Raw genomic sequence first — 17606 nt, forward strand, 5'->3', positions numbered from 1 at the left:
ACTGGGAGACGATCCGCGTGTACTCGCCGTCGCTCGCCGGCGACGCGGCGCAGCACGCGGCGCTCGCGCAACTCGATCCGCGTGCGCGCACCGCGGCGAGCGTCGAAGCCTGCGTGCGCGACGCGGACGTCGTGATGCTGTGCACGTCGTCCGGCACGCCCGTGCTCGGCGACGGGATGCTCACGCGCCCCGCGCTCGTCACGTCGATCAGCACGAACGTCGCGCGCGCCCACGAGATCCCGCCCGCCTGGCTGCCCGACATGGACGTGTACTGCGACTACCGGCATACGACGCCCGCGAGCGCCGGCGAGATGCAGATCGCGGCGGCCGAACACGGCTGGGACGCCGCGCGGATCGCCGGCGACCTGCCCGCGCTCGTCGCCGGCACCTGCCCGGCACCGTCGTATGCCCGTCACGCGTTCTTCCGCTCGATCGGCCTCGGGCTCGAGGACATCGCGATCGCGCACGCGCTGTACACGCACCTGGCACGCGCATGAGCGGCACGCGCGCGCGGGGCCGATACAATGGCGCAACCGCCGCGGCGGCCGCGCGCGGGCGCACGGGCATGCCGGCCAACGGTACGCCCGCACGTCGGCCCGATGCGCTGCCCGGCCCCCGCCCACCCGAGATGGCGAACCCGATGCGCAAGAAGAAATCCCCCGTCAAAGACCTGCTGCTCACCCGCTACGCGCCGATCGCCGACGGTATCGCCGCACTGTTCTTCCCGTACGCGGAAGTCGTGATCCACGACCTGCACGACCAGACCGTGCTGTATCTCGCGAACAACCTGTCGAAGCGCGAGGTCGGCGACGATTCCGCGCTCGAGGAAATCGATCATTCCGCGCGCGAGCGCGTGATCGGCCCGTACGAGAAGCTGAACTGGGACGGCCGGCGGATGCGCTGCGTGAGCAACGTGCTGTTCGACGACGAAGGCCGCCCGGCCGGGATGATGTGCATCAACTTCAACATCGCGGTGTTCGACGAGGTGCGCGCGACGCTCGACCTGTTCATCAAGGGCGCGGGCGTCGTCGCGCAGCCGGACGAGCTGTTCCGCGACGACTGGCAGGAGCGCATCAACACGTTCCTGCACGGCTGGCTGCGCGAGCGGCAGGTCGGGCTGAACGGGCTCACGCGCGAGCACCGGCGCGAGCTCGTCGAAGCGCTGTACGCGGAGGGCGCGTTCCGTGGCAAGAGCGCGGCGAACTATGTCGCGAACGTGCTCGGAATGGGCCGCGCGACGGTCTACAAGCACCTCAAGCACCTGAAGGAAACGCAGGGCGACGCGTAAGCGAACCACCCTTCGGGCAGATTCGCCGCCGCATACGACGACGGCCGGGCATCGGCATTCGCTATCGGGACGCCGCTTCCGTGTCTATGCTTCGTGATACGCCGGGCGCCCGTTTCATATGACCGCATGGCCGCCCGGCCAGGACGAAACGTCGAAGTACAAAATGATATAGTCCCGGTTACATTTTTTGCTGCCCGGAATTGCCCATGACGACCGCTCCCGCCCCGACTGCCCGCCCGACCCTGACCGTCGAAATCTGGTCCGACCTGATCTGCCCGTGGTGCTGGATCGGCAAGCGCCGCTTCGACGAGGCGCTCGCCGCGTTCGCGCACGCCGACCGCGTCGACGTCGCGCTGCGCGCGTACCGGCTGATGCCCGGCCAGCCCGTCGAGCCGGTCGAGGCGATGCTCGCCGGCAAGTACCGGATGTCGCCCGCGCAGGTCGACCAGATGCTGCGCCAGGTGACCGATGCGGCCGCGAGCGTCGGGCTGCGCTACGACCTGCCCGGCACGCTCGTCGGCGATACGCTCGACGGCCACCGGCTCGTGAAGCTCGCGGAAGCGACGGGCCGCGCGCACGCGCTGACCGAGCGGCTGTACCGCGCGTATTTCTGCGAGCACGGCTCGCTGTTCGATCACGCCGAGCTGACCGAATTCGCGGTCGAAGCGGGGCTCGAGCGCTCGGCCGTCGAAGCCGTGCTGCGCAGCGACCTGTACCGCGCCGAAGTCGAGGCCGATGCCGCCCGCGCCGCGCAGATCGGCGGCCGCGGCGTGCCGCTGTTCGTGTTCGGCGGCCGCTATGCGGTGTCGGGCGCGCAACCGGCCGACGCATTCGCGCAGGCGCTCGACCAGGCATGGCGCGACGGCATCGTCGAACTCGACGGCGGCGACGCAGCCGCGTGCGGCCCCGATGGCTGCGAACTGCCGGCGCGCTCGTAACGCCCGTCGCATCCGTCCTCACGCGCGTCCCGCCGGGACGCGCGACTACGCATCGCTGCTGCCACAAACCGGCAGGAAGCCCGCGCCGAGGGGGTCTACAATGCAGCCTTTCAAATAACTATCAGAAGGCGGCAAGCCCATGACCCACGGGATTCACGGCGAGAAGCGCTGGTACGCGCTGATCGTCCTCTGCCTCGGCGTGCTGATGATCGTGCTCGACAGCACGATCGTGAACGTTGCACTGCCGTCGATCAGCACCGACCTCCATTTCACCGAGACGGCCCTCGTGTGGGTCGTCAACGCGTACCTGCTGACGTTCGGCGGCTGCCTGCTGCTCGGCGGACGGCTCGGCGACCTGTACGGCCAGCGACGCATGTTCCTCGCCGGCCTCGTCGTCTTCACGCTCGCATCGCTCGCGTGCGGCCTCGCGCAATCGCAGGCGATGCTGATCGCCGCGCGCGCGGTGCAGGGCATCGGCGGCGCGGTCGTATCGGCCGTCGCGCTGTCGCTGATCATGAATCTCTTCACCGAGCCCGGCGAACGCGCCCGCGCGATGGGCGTATACGGCTTCGTCTGCGCGGGCGGCGGCAGCATCGGCGTGTTGCTCGGCGGGCTGCTGACGAGCTCGCTGTCGTGGCACTGGATCTTCCTCGTCAACCTGCCGATCGGCATCGCGGTCTATGCGATGTGCGCCGCGCTGCTGCCGCGCCTGCGCGCGCCGGCCGGCAACGCGCGGCTCGACGTCGCGGGCGCGATCACCGTCACTGCTTCGTTGATGCTGGCCGTCTACGGGATCGTCGGCGGCAACGAGGCCGGCTGGCTGTCGACGCAGACCGTCGCGCTGATCGGCGCGGCCGCCGCGCTGCTCGCGCTGTTCATCGCGATCGAGGCGCGCGCCGCGCATCCGCTGATGCCGCTCTCGCTGTTTGCGTCGCGCAACGTCGCGCTCGCGAACGTGATCGCCGTGCTGTGGGCGGCCGCGATGTTCGCGTGGTTCTTCCTGTCCGCGCTGTACATGCAGCGCGTGCTCGGCTACGGGCCGCTGCAGGTCGGCCTCGCGTTCCTGCCGGCGAACCTGATCATGGCCGCGTTCTCGCTCGGGCTGTCCGCGCGGATCGTGATGCGCTTCGGCATCCGCGGCCCGATCGCGGCCGGCCTGCTGATCGCGGCGTGCGGCCTCGCACTGTTCTCGCGTGCGCCGGTGGACGGCGGCTTCGTCTGGCACGTGCTGCCCGGCATGACGCTGCTCGGCATCGGCGCGGGCGTCGCGTTCAATCCGGTGCTGCTCGCCGCGATGAGCGACGTCGATCCGGCCGATTCCGGGCTCGCGTCGGGGATCGTCAACACCGCATTCATGATGGGCGGCGCGCTCGGCCTCGCCGTGCTCGCCAGCCTCGCGGCCGCCCGCACCAACGCGCTCGCGGCGGCGAATGCCCCGCTCGACGCGCTGAACGGCGGCTACCATGCGGCCTTCGCGTTCGGCGCGGCATTCGCTGCCGTCGCCGCGCTGATCGGCCTCGCGCTGCGCATCCGGCAGCAGGGTGCGGTCGAAGGCGTCGGCTCCGCGATGCACTGACCGGTGGCTGGCGGTTGGTGGCCGGTGGCGTCCACCGCCGCCATCGAACCAGGGCGCGTACTGTCGCGCCCTTTTTTATGCGTGCCGGGCCTGGCACCCGCTCTCGCTTCACCGGGCGTTTCGGGCGGATCAGTCGCGAGGAGAACAGCCATCACGCCCCTCGCTCCGCTCAAACGCCTGTTTTACTTCGGGCCAGATGCCCGCCCCACGGGCTTCCCCCGCCGATTTTTAACGCAGTCGACCATCGACGCGCCACTTTTGCGACAATGGCGGACTTTGATGCGCGCGCCGCGGCCACGCGCCGCCGCCGAACATCGCATAACCGTCGCCGCATAACCGCCTGCTTCCGATGTCGCTTCCCCATATCGATCTGCTGTACTCGTTGTCCGGCCTGTTCGTCGGCATCCTCGTCGGCCTGACGGGCGTTGGCGGTGGTTCGTTGATGACGCCGATCCTCGTGCTGCTGTTCGGCGTCCACCCGGCAACGGCGGTCGGCACCGACCTGCTGTACGCGGCCGCGACCAAGGCCACCGGCACGCTCGTCCACGGCCTGAAAGGCTCGATCGACTGGCGCATCACGGGCCGGCTCGCGGCGGGCAGCGTCCCGGCCGCGGCCGTCACGCTGTGGTGGCTGCACACGCACGGGATGAACGCGCCGGGCACCGCGCGGATGATCCAGCTCGTGCTCGGCATCGCGCTGCTGCTCACGTCGCTCGCGCTGATCTTCCGGCCGCAGCTCACCGCGTTCGCCGCACGCAACCCGCTCGCGCCGAGCCCCGCGCGCACGCTGTGGTCGACCGTGCTGACAGGCGCCGTGCTCGGCGTGCTCGTGTCGATGACGTCGGTCGGCGCCGGCGCGATCGGCGTGACCGTGCTCCTGCTGCTGTATCCGATGCTCGCGACCACCCGCATCGTCGGCTCCGACATCGCGCACGCGGTGCCGCTCACGCTCGTCGCGGGCATGGGCCACTGGCTGCTCGGCTCGGTTGACTGGTCGATGCTGCTGTCGCTGCTGCTCGGCTCGCTGCCCGGCATCGTGATCGGCAGCCTGCTGTCGGCGCGCGCGCCCGAACGGCTGCTGCGCAACCTGCTCGCCTCGACGCTCGTCGCGGTCGGCGTGCGGCTCGTGCTGGCGTAAGCGGCGCGGCTGCAACGGCACACGTCGACTTCCTTTCTCTCGCCGGAATCTTCCGAAGAAAGGCCCCGTCACGTCACCCTGCCGTCACTTTATGGGGATGTTCCGGTAAATCCTCAAAAGAGGGTCAATCATCCCCCTTTTGAGGATTCGGCAACACCGTCATGGGCGGTTTACGGGGCGACTCGTCCAGCTCCCGACAAGAAGATGCCCCGGAAGTCCATGACTCACGGGGCATCTTGGAGAACGCCAGCACTGCCTTCAACACACGCCACGTGAAGTGCTGGAGCACGTAGCAAGGCAGTGCCTCGATCTCACGTCAGGCGGCGCGAGCCGCCCGCGGCGCTTACTGCCCTTGCTGCTGCAACTTCTGCTGCTTGAGCTGCTGCGTGCGCATCTGCAGCTTCAGCACGCGCTGCAGCGCCGTGCGGTTGGCGAGAATGCCGTCGTAGAAGTTGGCGAGATCGCCCTTCAGCGCGGTCCGCGACGCGTCGTTCAGGTAGATCATGTGGCCCGACGGGTAGTTCTTGATCGTCAGGTTCTGCGCCTTGAGCGTCGGGTCGAGCGGCATCTGCGCGAGCGTCAGCTCTGTCTGGTGGAACGGCGTGACGGCGTCGAAATAGCCGTTGGCCGACAGCACCTTCAGGTCCGGGTTCACGCTCATCGTCGACGCGAGGTCGCCGGCCGTGTACAGCGTATTGCCGCCGCCCTTGTTCGCGCCGGTCGGATCCGTGTGGCTGAAGTCCCAGTTGTTGAAGACCTGGTCGTTCAGGTCCACGAACGACGACGTCGACGTGTACTTGAGGTCCGTGTTGATGTAGCTGTTCCACAGCACGGTGTACGCACCGCCCACGTTCGTGATCGACGGATCGTTGCTGCCCGAGTTCGGCAGGATGTACGGCGCGATGCCCTTGCCCGTGAAGTTCGCGCGACCGTCGTACTGGCCGATCTGCGTGCCCGGCACGAGCGTCAGGAAGAACGTGTACGGCGGGTTGTCGTTCGACGACGGCACGTTGCCGAGCGCGGCCGGGTTGCCGAACGTCTGGATCAGCGACGTCGGATCCGTGCCGATGTACGCGCCCATCTGCTGCGCGGTCTGCAGGTTCAGGTTCAGGCGCACGTTCACGAAGCCGCCGTCCTGCGGGTTCGGCTTCTGCGCGAGCGGCGCGAGCGTGTTGTCGGCGTAGTTGCGGGCCTGGACCATGTACGCGTCGAGGTCGGTCGGCGTCGGGTTGAGCGTCGTCTTCTTCCAGTAGAACGCATCGGCCGCGAGCGTCGGGAACGTGCCCGGCGCGGACAGCGCGTTCGCGTAGTCGAGGATCGACGACTGCAGCGTGATCCCGTTCAGGTCGATGCCGTCCTCATGCAGCACCCACGACACGACCGCGCTGCGCGCGGTGCCGTACGACTCGCCGTACAGGAACTTCGGCGAATTCCAGCGCGAGTACTTGGTCAGGTAGCGCTGGATGAAGCGGTCGATCGAGCGGGCGTCCTGGTCGGTGCCCCAGAAGTCCTTGTTCTTCGCCGGGGCGATCGCCGCCGAGTAACCGGTGCCGACCGGGTTGATGAACACGAGGTCGGTACGGTCGAGCAGGCTGTCCGGGTTGTCGAGCAGCTTGTACGGCGCGGGCGGCGTGAAGTTCGGGAACGACGACTGCAGGCGCTTCGGCCCGTACGAGCCGAGCAGCAGGTAGACCGACGACGAGCCGGGGCCGCCGTTGTAGAAGAACGTGACCGGGCGCGGCTTCGACGGATCCGGATTGTCCTGCGTGTACGCGACGTAGAACATCTTCGCGTTCGGCGCCGACGTGACCGGATCGATCGTCGTCAGGTGGCCCGTGGTGGCCGTGTACTTGATGGTCTTGCCGCCGATCGTGACCGTACGGTGCACGACGGCCGCCCCTTCCGTGGAATCCGTGACCGCGTCGTTCGGCCCGGTGCCGTACACGTCGTTGTCGACGTACGGCTGGTCGGCCGCGGCGGCCGTTGCGGTGGTGTTGGCCGACGTGCTGGCGCCGGCCGACGTCGCGGCGGCGGCCGCCGCCGATGCGGCCGGGCTCGACCCGTCGTCGCCGCCGCACCCCGTGACGAGCAGCGCAGCGGCCGCGGCCGCTGCGAGCGGCACGCTCAGTGTCGTTCCGAATAGCGCGAAACCGTCTTTCAAGGACTTCCGTGTCGTCATTATTGCCTCTCGAACAGAACGATAAATACCGCCGGTCGCAAAGGATCATTTGCGCCGGCGCTCCGCACCGGGAATGCATTCGTTATGCGACGCACTCCGAGTTTTTTACCGGCTCGGCGAATACCGACCGGCACGATTTACCCCACCCATATTTTTTTGCGACCGCACAATGAAATCAATTCCATTGCGAACGACAATTCGATAATCCGCAGCAATACATATTCATTCAGCGCATTTGCACGCGCACAAAATCGACGGCAAAAGCACGCCCTTGCCAGGCCAGCCCCACCAAGGGCGCCTCGCTTCGAACAGACGAACAATCCCCCTCGGCGAGATGCCGATTAATCGCAATACGACGATCAATCGCGACTCGAGCCGATTTAATAAAATCGAAAGGATCGATTAACTAAACGGAAAGGAATATCCTCGTATCTGGAATTTATTAAATTAAGTGAAAATACCGGCGCATATTAGGGTTCCGATTTATCGCCGTAAAGTAATAATTTGTTACGGCGCTCGCCATTCCGATGAAAGGCAGTTCGGGACCGATTCCAGAGCACCCAAAAGAAAAAGCCGGACGAGTGTCCGGCTTCGTGAGCGCGGCGCGGCGCGCGCCGTCAGAGCGGCACGTCGATCGCGCCGGCGCCGGTCGTGATCGCATTCGCGCCCGGCGCGGCCGAGATCGGCGGCAGGTTCGCGCTCGTCAGCGCGGGCGCGGCGCCCGGCGTGCCGCCGCGCGGTACCGTGCGGATCACCTGCGACGGCGGCAACGGCGCGCCGTTCTTCAGGTGCTTCCACATCAGGTTCAGCGCCTGCAGGTTGTAGTAATGAACCGGCACGAAGCGCGTGTCGAAGCCCGGCACCGGCAGGAACGCGTCGAAGTGCTGGCCGTTCGTCACCTCGTAGAACACGAGCTGGCTGCGCCCGCCTTCGCTGATGCCGTTCTGCGCGACGTACGCGCGCGACGCGTGGTTCACGGGCACGAGCGCGTCGCTGCGGCCCTGCACGATGATCGCCGGCTTGCCCTGCAGGTTCGCGTTCACGCGCACCGCGTCGACGTTCGCGGGCATCCCGAGCATCCCGTTCGTCCAGAGCTGGCGCAGGCACAGCGCGCCCGCGAAGCTCCCGTCGGGCGTCGCGAGCCGGTGGTCGACGCCCGCGCCCGTGTTGAACACGAGGTTGATGCCGGCCGTCGGCGGCACGCCGTTGCCGACGCCGAACACGGCCGGCATCGGCGACGTGGCGGGCGCGGCGACGGCGCCCGTCGCCGGGTTCGTCGTCGCGAAGCTGAAATTGCACAGGTTGTCGGTGACGCGCGAGCGCGTGTACGCGTTCGCATACGTGACCGCGATCGCCGGAATCGCCTGCGAATCCCACATCGGCGCCTGCAGCAGGTCGGAATCGGCGAGGTAGCCGGCCGCGTGGAGCTGCGCGAGCGCGTCGGCGGCCTGGCTTTGCGTATCGGCGCCCGACACGAGCCCGGCCGCGGCGAGCGTCGCGCAGCGCTGGGTGCGGATCGACTGCGTGGTCGCCGCCGGCAGCGCGCTCAGGGACGGCGCGTCGGCAAGCGACGCCGACGCGGCCGCGCACGGCTCCAGCAGGTTCGCGAGCGTCGCGTAGTCGGCCAGCGGCCGGCCGAACGACGGCACGGGCTGGCCGCCCGAGCGCACGACCGCGTTCGGCGCCATCCGCACGTTGATCTGCGGCTCGCCGACCACGACCGCGGTGATCCAGCCGCGGTTGTCCTGTTCGGCCGCCGCGAGCGACGCACCGCCGCCGTTGCTGACCGACGCGGCGATCGTCGTGATGTCACCCGCGCGATAGCGCACGCCGTGATGCGAGCCGTCGACCAGCGGTCCGAACTGCTCGTTGAGCGCCCAGTACGCGAACTCGACCGACTGCAGCGTCACGCGCCCCCAGTCCTGCTCGGGATTCTGCTGCGAATGCGCGTGCTTGAACGCATAGCGGTTCGGGAAGCGGGAATTGAACGTGGCGAGATCGCCGCTGGTGACGTTCGCGGTGAACAGGCTCGCGGTGCCGGCCAGCACTGCGTTGGCGAGCGTGCCGTCGATCAGCGTGATGGTGTCCGACATCAGCTCGTGCGCGCCGTTGCCGCCGCCCTTGTCGTTGTAGGCGACCGCGCAGCCGCGCTTGAGCGCCCATTCGCCGGCCGCGGAAATCGCGCCGTACACGCCGCGCGAGCCCGACGACGTCGCGGTGACGATGCACGGCTGCGCGGGATTGAAGCTGGCGGGCACCTGCACGAGCAGCGTGACGTTCTTGCTGCCGCTGCCGTCGTCGGCGTACGCGAGATATTCGGTGCCGGGAATCTTGCCTTCGCCGAGCGTGTCGTTGCCGTCGAGGTCGACGTTCGGCCCCCAGAAGCGGCCGTAGCCGCCGTTGGCGCTCATGTCGACGAGCGCGCGGTAGTTCGACCAGATCGCGAGACGGCGCAGCTCGGCGCCCGTCGGCCGGGCGGCATTCGCAAAGCCGGGGGCGCTCGCCGAGCCGAGGCCCGTCTTGCCGAGGCCGGCCGTCAGCAGGTCGTCGCTCGCGCCGTCATAGGCCGTCGTGCGCACGCTGCCGGACACGAAACCGGGCAACCGGTTGCGCTCGGCCGACTCGTCGCCGTTACAGGCGCCGAGCATCGCGACCGCGGCCAGCGCCGCGCCGAAAACCATCCGCCTGCCCCACCCGAGTCTCGTCATCGCCGCCCTCTCGATATCGTTATCGGTCCGCCGCCGCTTCGTGCGGCTTGCGGCCTCTCAAGCGCAAACGGGCCCCGGCATGCCGGGGCCCGCCTGAAAACGGGCGCACGCGGCGCTCACGCGCCGTCGCCCGGCGTTACTGCTGCTGAACCGTCAGCTTGTTCGACACCGACGTCACGCCGCTCACGCCCTTCGCCGCCTCTTCCGCCTTGTCGATCTGGGCCTGGTCGGGCACCGTGCCCTCCAGCGTGATCGCGCCGCCCTTCGAGCGCACGACGATGTTCGCCACGTCGATGCCGCCCGCCTTCGTAATGGCCTTGCGCACCGCATAGCCAAGCTTGCGGTTCGCCTTCTTCGCGGTCTTCGCGGCGGCCTTCGGCGCGCTGGTCGCGGCCGCGGGCGCTTCCGTTGCCGCGGCATCGCTCGACTGCGCATACACGCTGCCCGACAGACAGGCCGCCACGGCGGCAACGCCCAACGCTCTCAACACGATCGACTTCATGCTATCTCCTTATCACTCCGGAACGGCCGTGCACAGTACGGCCGATTACCCCCAAAAACAGCCGGCCCGCGCGCGAACGGGCGGGACAGCCGGTGTTTTCCACGGCGATACGAGAGAGGCGAGACGGGCTGGCGGCCGGCGCACGCGAAAGCGGGCCGGCCGGGCCGGACAGCCGCCGGCCGAACGCGCCCGGTCTCATTGCGTGCCGGGTCGCGCGCAAATCGGGCGCGGCTGCGTCGCACAATGTAATCCAGCGCCCGCGGAAGCGCAAAGCTTTTGACGCGGGGCCGCCCCGCCACTGTCGCCGCGGGGCCGCGCCAGGCCGCCCCACTCGCGCACGCCCGGCGAAACCGGGTACCATCGCCGCGAGCATCGGCGTCGTCCATGACAACCGTCCGATCGTCACCGATACGTCACGCCAGCGTCATCCGCCGCCCCCATGAAGCCAGCCCGCCCTCGCCCGCCTCGCCGCATCCTCGCCCGCTTCGTCGCGGTATCGTGGCGCGACCTCGCGCTGTCGATCGGCCCGACCGTGCTGCTCGCCGGCGCGGCCGTCTGGCTCGCGGTCAAGCTGATCCAGCCGGCCCCGCCGTCCACGCTCGTGATCTCGTCCGGGCCGCCCGGCAGCACGTACTGGAACGCCGCGCAGAAATACAAGACGATCCTCGCGAAGAACGGCGTCACGCTCGACGTCCAGTCGTCCGAAGGGTCCGCCCAGAACCTCGCGCGGCTGTCGAACCCGAACGCGCCGGTCGACGTCGGTTTCGTGCAGAGCGGCATCGGCCCGAAGGAGCGCGACGAACATCTCGTGTCGCTCGGCAGCATCGGCTACGTGCCGCTCGCGATCATGTATCGCGGCCCGGTCGTCGCGCGCCTGTCCGACTTCAAGGGCAAGCGGCTCGCGCTCGGCGCGGAGGGCAGCGGCGCGCGCGAGCTGAGCCTCGCGCTGCTGAAGATGAACGGCATCGTGCCGGGCGGCTCGACCGAGCTGCTGCCGACCGCCGGCGAGGACGCGGCCACCGCGCTGCTCGACGGCAAGATCGACGCGGCGTTCCTGTCCGGCGACTCGACGCAGATCCCGGTGATGGCGAAACTGTTCCGCGCGCCGGGCGTGCACGTGTATTCGTTCACGCAGGCCGAGGCGTACGCGCGGCGCTTCCCGTACCTGACCGCGATCACGCTGCCGATGGGGGTCTACGATCTCGGCCGGAACCTGCCGCCCGCCGACATCCACACGGTCGCACCGACCATCGAACTCGTCGCGCGCGACTCGCTGCACCCCGCGTTGTCCGACCTGCTGATCGAGGCCGCGCGCGAGGTGCACGGCCACGCGACGATCCTGCAGCACGCGGGCGAATTCCCGTCGCCCGTCACGCGTGGCTTCCAGCTCTCCGACGACGCCGCGCGCTACTACAAATCAGGCAAGACCTTCCTGTACCGGCGGCTGCCGTTCTGGGTCGCGAGCCTCGTCGACCGGCTGCTCGTCGTGGTCGTGCCGCTGATCGTCGTGCTGATCCCCGGGCTGCGGCTCGTGCCGTCGCTGTACGGCTGGCGCGTGCGCTCGCGCATCTACCGCTGGTACGGCGCGCTGATCGCGCTCGAGCGCAGCGCGCTCGGCGAGCACACGGCCGAGGAGCGCGTGCAGTTGCTCGACGAACTCGACGACATCGAGGAAGCCGTGAACCGGATGAAGATGCCGCTGGCGTATGCCGGGCAGTTCTACGTGCTGCGCGAGCACATCGGCTTCGTGCGCGAACGGCTCACCGCGCACGACCAGGACACGCCGGCCAGCCCGCCGGGCGCCGGCGGCCCGCCGCAGGCACGGGCCGAAGCCGCGCCGCCGGCCGGCACGCCCCCTCGGGCGACTCCCGGTTCCGCGTGAGCGGACGATCCGCGATCATTGCCGCATGCGCGCGCCGCCGCGTAACATGGAGGCCGCCGCCAGGCGCCGCTCGCCCCACCCTCTGGAGATCGCCATGACAACCGGCCTCGACACCGCCCAACCCGCCTGGTTCTACGACTTCGTGTCGCCGTTCTCCTACCTGCTCCTCGAACAGCTCGACAAATGGCCGGACGTGCCGTTCGAGCCCGTCGCGGTGTCGCTGCCCGACCTGCAGCGCCACTGGGGGCAACGCTCGAGCGCGGACGTGCCCGCCAAGCGCGTGTTCACGTACCGTCACGCCCTGTTTCGCGCGGAGCAGCTCGGCATCCGCTTCAAGATGCCGCCCGCCCATCCGTTCGATTCCGACAAGGTGTTGCGCCTCGCGATCGCGCTGCGCGCCGACATCGCGACCGTGCTGGAAATGTTCCGCTTCATCTGGCACGACGGCAACGACCCGTCGACGCCGGAAGGCTTCGCGGCACTGTGCGAGCGCGTCGGCGTCGGCCACGGCGACGAGCTGATCGAATTCGAGGAGACGAGCGCGCAGTTGCGCCGCAACACCGACGACGCGATCGCGCTCGGCGTGTTCGGTGTGCCGACGTTCTGGATGAACCAGCAGCTGTTCTGGGGCGAGGACGCGCTGCCGATGGTGCTGTACTGCGCGCGCACGCCGAACTGGCTGGAATCGCGCGAGGTCAAGCGGATCAGCGTGCTGCCGAAGGGCCGTGTGTGATGGCCGGTATCACGCACGCCAATGCGCGGCTGCGGTAAGGTTACGCTTCCCCGCAATCCCCGCCTACGATGGAAGAAGACGACCGTACCGCCTCGCTCGATATCTGGCTCGTGCGCGTGTTGCGCACGCTGCTGCTCGAGCGCAGCGTCACGCAGGCCGCGCTGCGGCTGAACCAGACCCAGCCGGCGATCAGCACCGCGCTGCGCAAGCTGCGCGAAACGCTGAACGACCCGATCCTCGTGCGCGGCAAATCCGGCATGGTTCCGACCGAATACGGCGCGTCGCTGCTCGAGGCCGCGCAGCGCGCGCTGCGCGAGGTCGACTTCATCGCGACGCCGCACGGCGATTTCGATCCGTCGTCCGCGCGGCGCACGTTCCGCGTCGCCGCCCCCGATTACCTGAACGATTTCTTCATGCCGACGCTGATCGAGCGCTTTCGCGACGCGGCGCCGCATGCCCATCTGGAAATCGATTCGCTGAATCCCGCGCTCGATCACGCGGGCGCGCTCGAATCGGGCGCGCTCGATCTCGTGATCGGCAACTGGCCGAAGCCCGACCCGCAGTTCGCGCGCCAGGACCTGTTCTCCGACACGATCGTGTGCCTGATGCGCGATGCGCACCCGCTCGCACGCGTGCCGCTCACGCGTGAAGCGTACGCATCGGCCGCGCACGTCGCGCCGACGCCCTACACCGGCGACAAGCGCAACGCGATCGAGATCGGCCTGGCACGCGCGCGCCTCACGCGGCGCATCGTGACGACGCTGCCCTACTTCGGCATCGTGCCGCAGGTGCTGCTGCAGTCGGACCTGATCTTCACGACGACGCGCCGCTTCGCGACGCACTATGCGCAGTTGCTGCCGCTCGTGGTCGTCACGCCGCCCGTGCCGTTCCCGCGCATCAAGAGCTACCTGCTCACGCATCCGCAGCCCGACCGCCCGACCGACATCGCGTGGCTGTGCGCGCTGATGCAGAGCGTGTCCGACGAGCTGACGGTTCCCCGCAGCCGCAAGCGCTGAGCCGCGGCACAAAGCGCGGCACGGCCGCTCGAGTTCAGGCCGTGCAGAAGGTTTCCTGCAGATGGGTCCAGCGCACGACACCCGCCGCGTCGCGCTCGAACACGGCGGTTGAACGGCGCGCGGGCAGCTCGCCCGACGCCGCGTGCTGCGCTTCGAGATAGGTCACGGTCGCATGCGACGCATCGGCCGCGAGCACGCGGGTGTCCGACAGCGTGATGCGCAGCCCCGGCTTCGCGCCGGCGAGCTTTTCGAACAACGCGCGCGTACCGTCGTGATCGACCTCGCGACCGTCGGTCAGGATCATCGTGAATTCGGCGGAAAACGCGGCGAGCAGCGCATCGAGCGCCTCGGGCGCGGTATCGATGCCGGACAGCCAGCGCTCGATGGCGACGAGGCTCGCATCGAGCGCGTCGAGATAAACCTGATGATCGGACATGGCACGTGCGCGGTAAGGCGCGGCCCGATGCCGCGCGTCGTCGTGCAGTGTATGCAAAATCGCGCGGCCCCGCGCTGGCCGCGCGGCGCTACCGCGCGCAGGACACGTCGTCGCGCGCACGCCCCGAAGCGGCGGCCTTCGCGTCGCCCACCGGCATGCCCGAGCGCGCCTGCAGCAGCTCCGCGCACACGGCCACCGCGATCGCGCCCGGCGCCTTGTCGACGATGCCCGCGACACCGATCGGGCACACCATCTCCACGAGCCGCGCCGGATCGACGCCGCGCGCGGCAAGCCGGCGCTCGAACTTCACGCGCTTGGTGCGCGAGCCGATCATCCCGAAGTACGCGTAGTCGCGCCGCCGCATGATCTGCGCGGCGAGCGAGAAGTCGAGCGCGTGGTTGTGCGTCATCACGAGGAAGTACGCGCCGGGCGGCGCGGCGTCGACGACCGCCTCCGGCGTGTCGGTCGGCTCCGGCTGCACGTTCGGCGGACATTCGTCCGGGAACAGCTCGTCGCGCGTGTCGACCCACTGCACGACGCACGGCAGCGCGCCGAGCAGCGTGACGAGCGCGTGACCGACGTGCCCGGCGCCGAACAGCACGATGTGCATCGGCGCCGGCGTGCCGGTCGCGCGGTTGCGCTGGCCGGTGCCCGGCGCGAACGCCGGGGTCGACGCGGTGCGGAGCGAGCGGGCGGGGCCGTTCATGTCAGCCTCCGCTGGGCCGTCCCAAGGAGGCTGACCGCCCGCTCGGGGGGAGCCGTGCATGGAACCGGAGTAAGCGCTGAAGCGCCAACTCCGGTCGACAGCGAACGAAGTGAGCTCGGGGGCCGTTTCATCTCAGCCTGCCTGACCGGCGCGTGCCGCACGCACCGCGCTGACCGCACGCAGGATCGACTCGCCGGTCGCCGGCGCATCGAGCGGCGGGTTCACCTTGTAGTCGCCGACCGCGGCCACCGCATCGCGCACCGCGAAGAACACCGAGAACGGCAGCAGCAGCGGCGGCTCGCCGACGGCCTTCGAACGGTGGATGCTGTCCTCGACGTTGCGGTTGTTGAACAGCTTCACGTTGAATTCCGGCGGTGTGTCGTTCACTGTCGGGATCTTGTACGTGGACGGTGCATGCGTCATCAGCTTGCCGCCCTTGTTCCACCACAGCTCCTCGGTCGTGAGCCAGCCCATCCCCTGTATGAACGCGCCTTCGACCTGGCCGATGTCGAGTGCCGGGTTCAGCGACGCCCCCACGTCGTGCAGCGCATCGACGCGCAGCGTGCGCATCTCGCCCGTCAGCGTGTCGATCACGACTTCCGACACGGCCGCGCCGTACGAGTAGTAGTAGAACGGCCGGCCCTGCAGCTTCGACTGATCCCAGTACAGCTTCGGCGTCGCGTAGAAGCCGTCGGACCACAGCTGCACGCGCGCGAGGTACGCCTTCGCGATCACTTCGCCGAACGGCACGCCGTTGCCGCCCACCCACACGAAGTCGTTGGCGAACTTCACGTCGGCCGCATCGACCTTGCCGTCGCCGAACTGCTTCGCCGCGAACACCGCGAGCCGCTCGCGCAACTGGCGCGCCGCATCCTGCGCGGCCTTGCCGTTCAGGTCCGAGCCCGTCGACGCAGCGGTCGCGGACGTGTTCGCGACCTTGCTGGTGTCGGTCGCCGTCACGCGGATCCGGCCGAAGCGGATGCCGAGCTCGTGCGCGACGACCTGCGCGACCTTCGTGTTGAGCCCCTGCCCCATCTCCGTGCCGCCGTGGTTCACGAGCACCGAGCCGTCGGTATAGATGTGCACCAGCGCGCCGGCCTGGTTGAAGTGCGTGACGTTGAACGCGATGCCGAACTTCACCGGCGTGATCGCGATGCCCTTCTTCAGCACCGTGTTGCGTGCGTTGAATTCGCGCACGCCCGCACGCCGCGCGCGGTAGTCGCTCGTCGCCTCGAGTTCGCCGAGCAGCTCCTGCAGCACGTTGTCCTCGACCGTCTGCCCGTACGGCGTGACGTTGCGTTCGGTCTTGCCGTACAGGTTCGCATAGCGGACGTCGAGCGGATCGCGATCGAGCGAACGCGCGACGTCGTCGAGGATGTACTCGATCGCGAACGCGCCCTGCGGGCCGCCGAACCCGCGGAACGCGGTGTTCGACTGCGTGTTGGTCTTGCCGCAGTAGCCGGCGATGTTCACGTCGCCCAGCCAGTACGCGTTGTCGAAGTGGCACACCGCGCGCGTCATCACCGGGCCCGACAGGTCGGCCGAGAAGCCGCAGCGCGACGTCATGTCGAGCGCGACGCCGTCGATGCGGCCGTCGTCGTCGTAGCCGACGTCGAAGCGGTAATGGAAGTCGTGCCGCTTGCCGGTGATCATCATGTCGTCGTCGCGGTCCGGACGCAGCTTCACCGGGCACAGCAGCTTCCACGCCGCGAGCGCCGCGCAGCACGCGAACAGGCCCGACTGCGATTCCTTGCCGCCGAACCCGCCGCCCATCCGGCGGCATTCGACCAGCACGTTGTGCGACGCGACGCCGAGCACGTGCGCGACGAGGTGCTGCATCTCGCTCGGGTGCTGCGTCGAGCAGTACACGTGCATCCCGTCGTCGTCCTTCGGCACGGCGTACGCGATCTGCCCTTCGAGGTAGAACTGCTCCTGGCCGCCGAGCAGCATTTCGCCCGACTCGCGGTGCGGCGCGACGGCGAGCCGCGCGGCCGCGTCGCCGCGCGCGAGCTTCAGCGGCGGGATCACGTAGGTTTCGGCCGCGCGCGCTTCCTGCGCGGTGAGGATCGCCGGCAGCTCCTCGTAGTCGACCTGGGCGCGGCGCGCGGCGAGCCGCGCGGTTTCATGCGACGTCGCGACGACGATGAACATCGGCTGGCCGACGAACTGCACGATGCCCTTCGCGAGCACCGGATCGTCGTGGATGATCGGGCCGCAATCGTTGACGCCCGGGATGTCGTCGGCCGTGAACACGGCGACCACGCCCGGCGTCGCGCGCACCGCGTCGAAGTTCATCGACACGATCTTCGCGTGCGGCTTCGCCGACAGGCCGAGCGCCGCGTGCAGCGTGCCCGCGACGACCGGGATGTCGTCGGTGTAGGTGGCACGCCCGCTGACGTGCAGGTGCGCGGATTCGTGCGCGCGCGATACGTGGACCTGCGCCGCGTCGGCTTGCGGGTCGAGGGTGCTCAGGAACGGTTCTGCTTGCTGGTTCATGTTCGGTG

The 17606-nt window shown here is 68.9% G+C and carries 13 protein-coding genes and 1 pseudogene; 8 read left to right on the forward strand and 6 right to left on the reverse strand.

Features of this window, described 5'->3' with window-relative positions:
- From G3N98_RS11740 to G3N98_RS11760, 5 genes and pseudogenes are all read left to right on the forward strand, one after another.
- Positions 1-497, forward strand: a pseudogene (locus G3N98_RS11740) (ornithine cyclodeaminase family protein); the annotation flags it as partial.
- Positions 494-1288 (forward strand): PAS domain-containing protein, encoded by a 795-nt coding sequence (locus G3N98_RS11745; protein WP_089472245.1) that lies wholly within the window; start codon positions 494-496, stop codon positions 1286-1288. The pseudogene G3N98_RS11740 and the gene G3N98_RS11745, both read left to right, overlap by 4 nt.
- Positions 1289-1494: 206 nt before the next feature.
- The gene (locus G3N98_RS11750; protein WP_089472244.1) at positions 1495-2226 is read left to right on the forward strand and encodes a DsbA family oxidoreductase; all 732 of its coding nucleotides are present in this window, start codon (positions 1495-1497) and stop codon (positions 2224-2226) included.
- 139 nt (positions 2227-2365) lie between these two features.
- Positions 2366-3802 carry a DHA2 family efflux MFS transporter permease subunit gene (locus G3N98_RS11755; RefSeq protein ID WP_089430684.1) on the forward strand — a complete coding sequence of 479 codons (1437 nt, stop codon included), beginning with the start codon at positions 2366-2368 and terminating at the stop codon, positions 3800-3802.
- Positions 3803-4151: 349 nt separating this feature from the next.
- Entirely contained in the window at positions 4152-4940 is a 789-nt protein-coding gene (locus G3N98_RS11760) for a sulfite exporter TauE/SafE family protein (protein ID WP_089430683.1), read from the forward strand.
- Between the two features lie 343 nt (positions 4941-5283).
- Here the strand turns inward: G3N98_RS11760 and G3N98_RS11765 are convergent, their stop codons facing one another.
- From G3N98_RS11765 to G3N98_RS11775, 3 genes are all read right to left on the reverse strand, one after another.
- On the reverse strand, positions 5284-7119 hold the full coding sequence (locus tag G3N98_RS11765) for a peptidase S1 (RefSeq protein WP_089430682.1): 1836 nt from the start codon (positions 7117-7119) through the stop codon (positions 5284-5286).
- Between the two features lie 617 nt (positions 7120-7736).
- Positions 7737-9827, reverse strand: a complete 2091-nt coding sequence (locus G3N98_RS11770; protein ID WP_206148275.1) for a D-(-)-3-hydroxybutyrate oligomer hydrolase — start codon at positions 9825-9827, stop codon at positions 7737-7739.
- Between the two features lie 136 nt (positions 9828-9963).
- Positions 9964-10329: a BON domain-containing protein gene (locus G3N98_RS11775; protein WP_089424630.1), complete on the reverse strand. Its 366-nt coding sequence runs from the start codon at positions 10327-10329 to the stop codon at positions 9964-9966.
- Between the two features lie 439 nt (positions 10330-10768).
- Between G3N98_RS11775 and G3N98_RS11780 the strand changes: the two genes are divergently transcribed.
- The 3 genes from G3N98_RS11780 to G3N98_RS11790 all read left to right on the forward strand — a co-directional run bounded on the left by G3N98_RS11780 (position 10769) and on the right by G3N98_RS11790 (position 13960).
- Positions 10769-12211 carry a TAXI family TRAP transporter solute-binding subunit gene (locus G3N98_RS11780; protein WP_089424629.1) on the forward strand — a complete coding sequence of 481 codons (1443 nt, stop codon included), beginning with the start codon at positions 10769-10771 and terminating at the stop codon, positions 12209-12211.
- A 94-nt stretch (positions 12212-12305) separates the two neighbouring features.
- Positions 12306-12944: a 2-hydroxychromene-2-carboxylate isomerase gene (locus G3N98_RS11785; RefSeq protein ID WP_089439342.1), complete on the forward strand. Its 639-nt coding sequence runs from the start codon at positions 12306-12308 to the stop codon at positions 12942-12944.
- Positions 12945-13012: 68 nt separating this feature from the next.
- Positions 13013-13960 carry a LysR family transcriptional regulator gene (locus G3N98_RS11790; RefSeq protein WP_011351110.1) on the forward strand — a complete coding sequence of 316 codons (948 nt, stop codon included), beginning with the start codon at positions 13013-13015 and terminating at the stop codon, positions 13958-13960.
- 34 nt (positions 13961-13994) lie between these two features.
- Here G3N98_RS11790 and G3N98_RS11795 read toward each other — a convergent pair whose 3' ends face one another.
- From G3N98_RS11795 to xdhB, 3 genes are all read right to left on the reverse strand, one after another.
- On the reverse strand, positions 13995-14396 hold the full coding sequence (locus tag G3N98_RS11795) for a nuclear transport factor 2 family protein (protein ID WP_206148276.1): 402 nt from the start codon (positions 14394-14396) through the stop codon (positions 13995-13997).
- Positions 14397-14484: 88 nt separating this feature from the next.
- Positions 14485-15102, reverse strand: a complete 618-nt coding sequence (xdhC, locus tag G3N98_RS11800; protein WP_206148277.1) for a xanthine dehydrogenase accessory protein XdhC — start codon at positions 15100-15102, stop codon at positions 14485-14487.
- A gap of 132 nt (positions 15103-15234) precedes the next feature.
- Entirely contained in the window at positions 15235-17598 is a 2364-nt protein-coding gene (xdhB, locus tag G3N98_RS11805) for a xanthine dehydrogenase molybdopterin binding subunit (RefSeq protein ID WP_206148278.1), read from the reverse strand.
- Positions 17599-17606: the final 8 nt, after the last annotated feature.

Source organism: Burkholderia sp. Tr-20390 (assembly GCF_017104595.1).
In the GTDB taxonomy this organism is placed as follows: domain Bacteria; phylum Pseudomonadota; class Gammaproteobacteria; order Burkholderiales; family Burkholderiaceae; genus Burkholderia.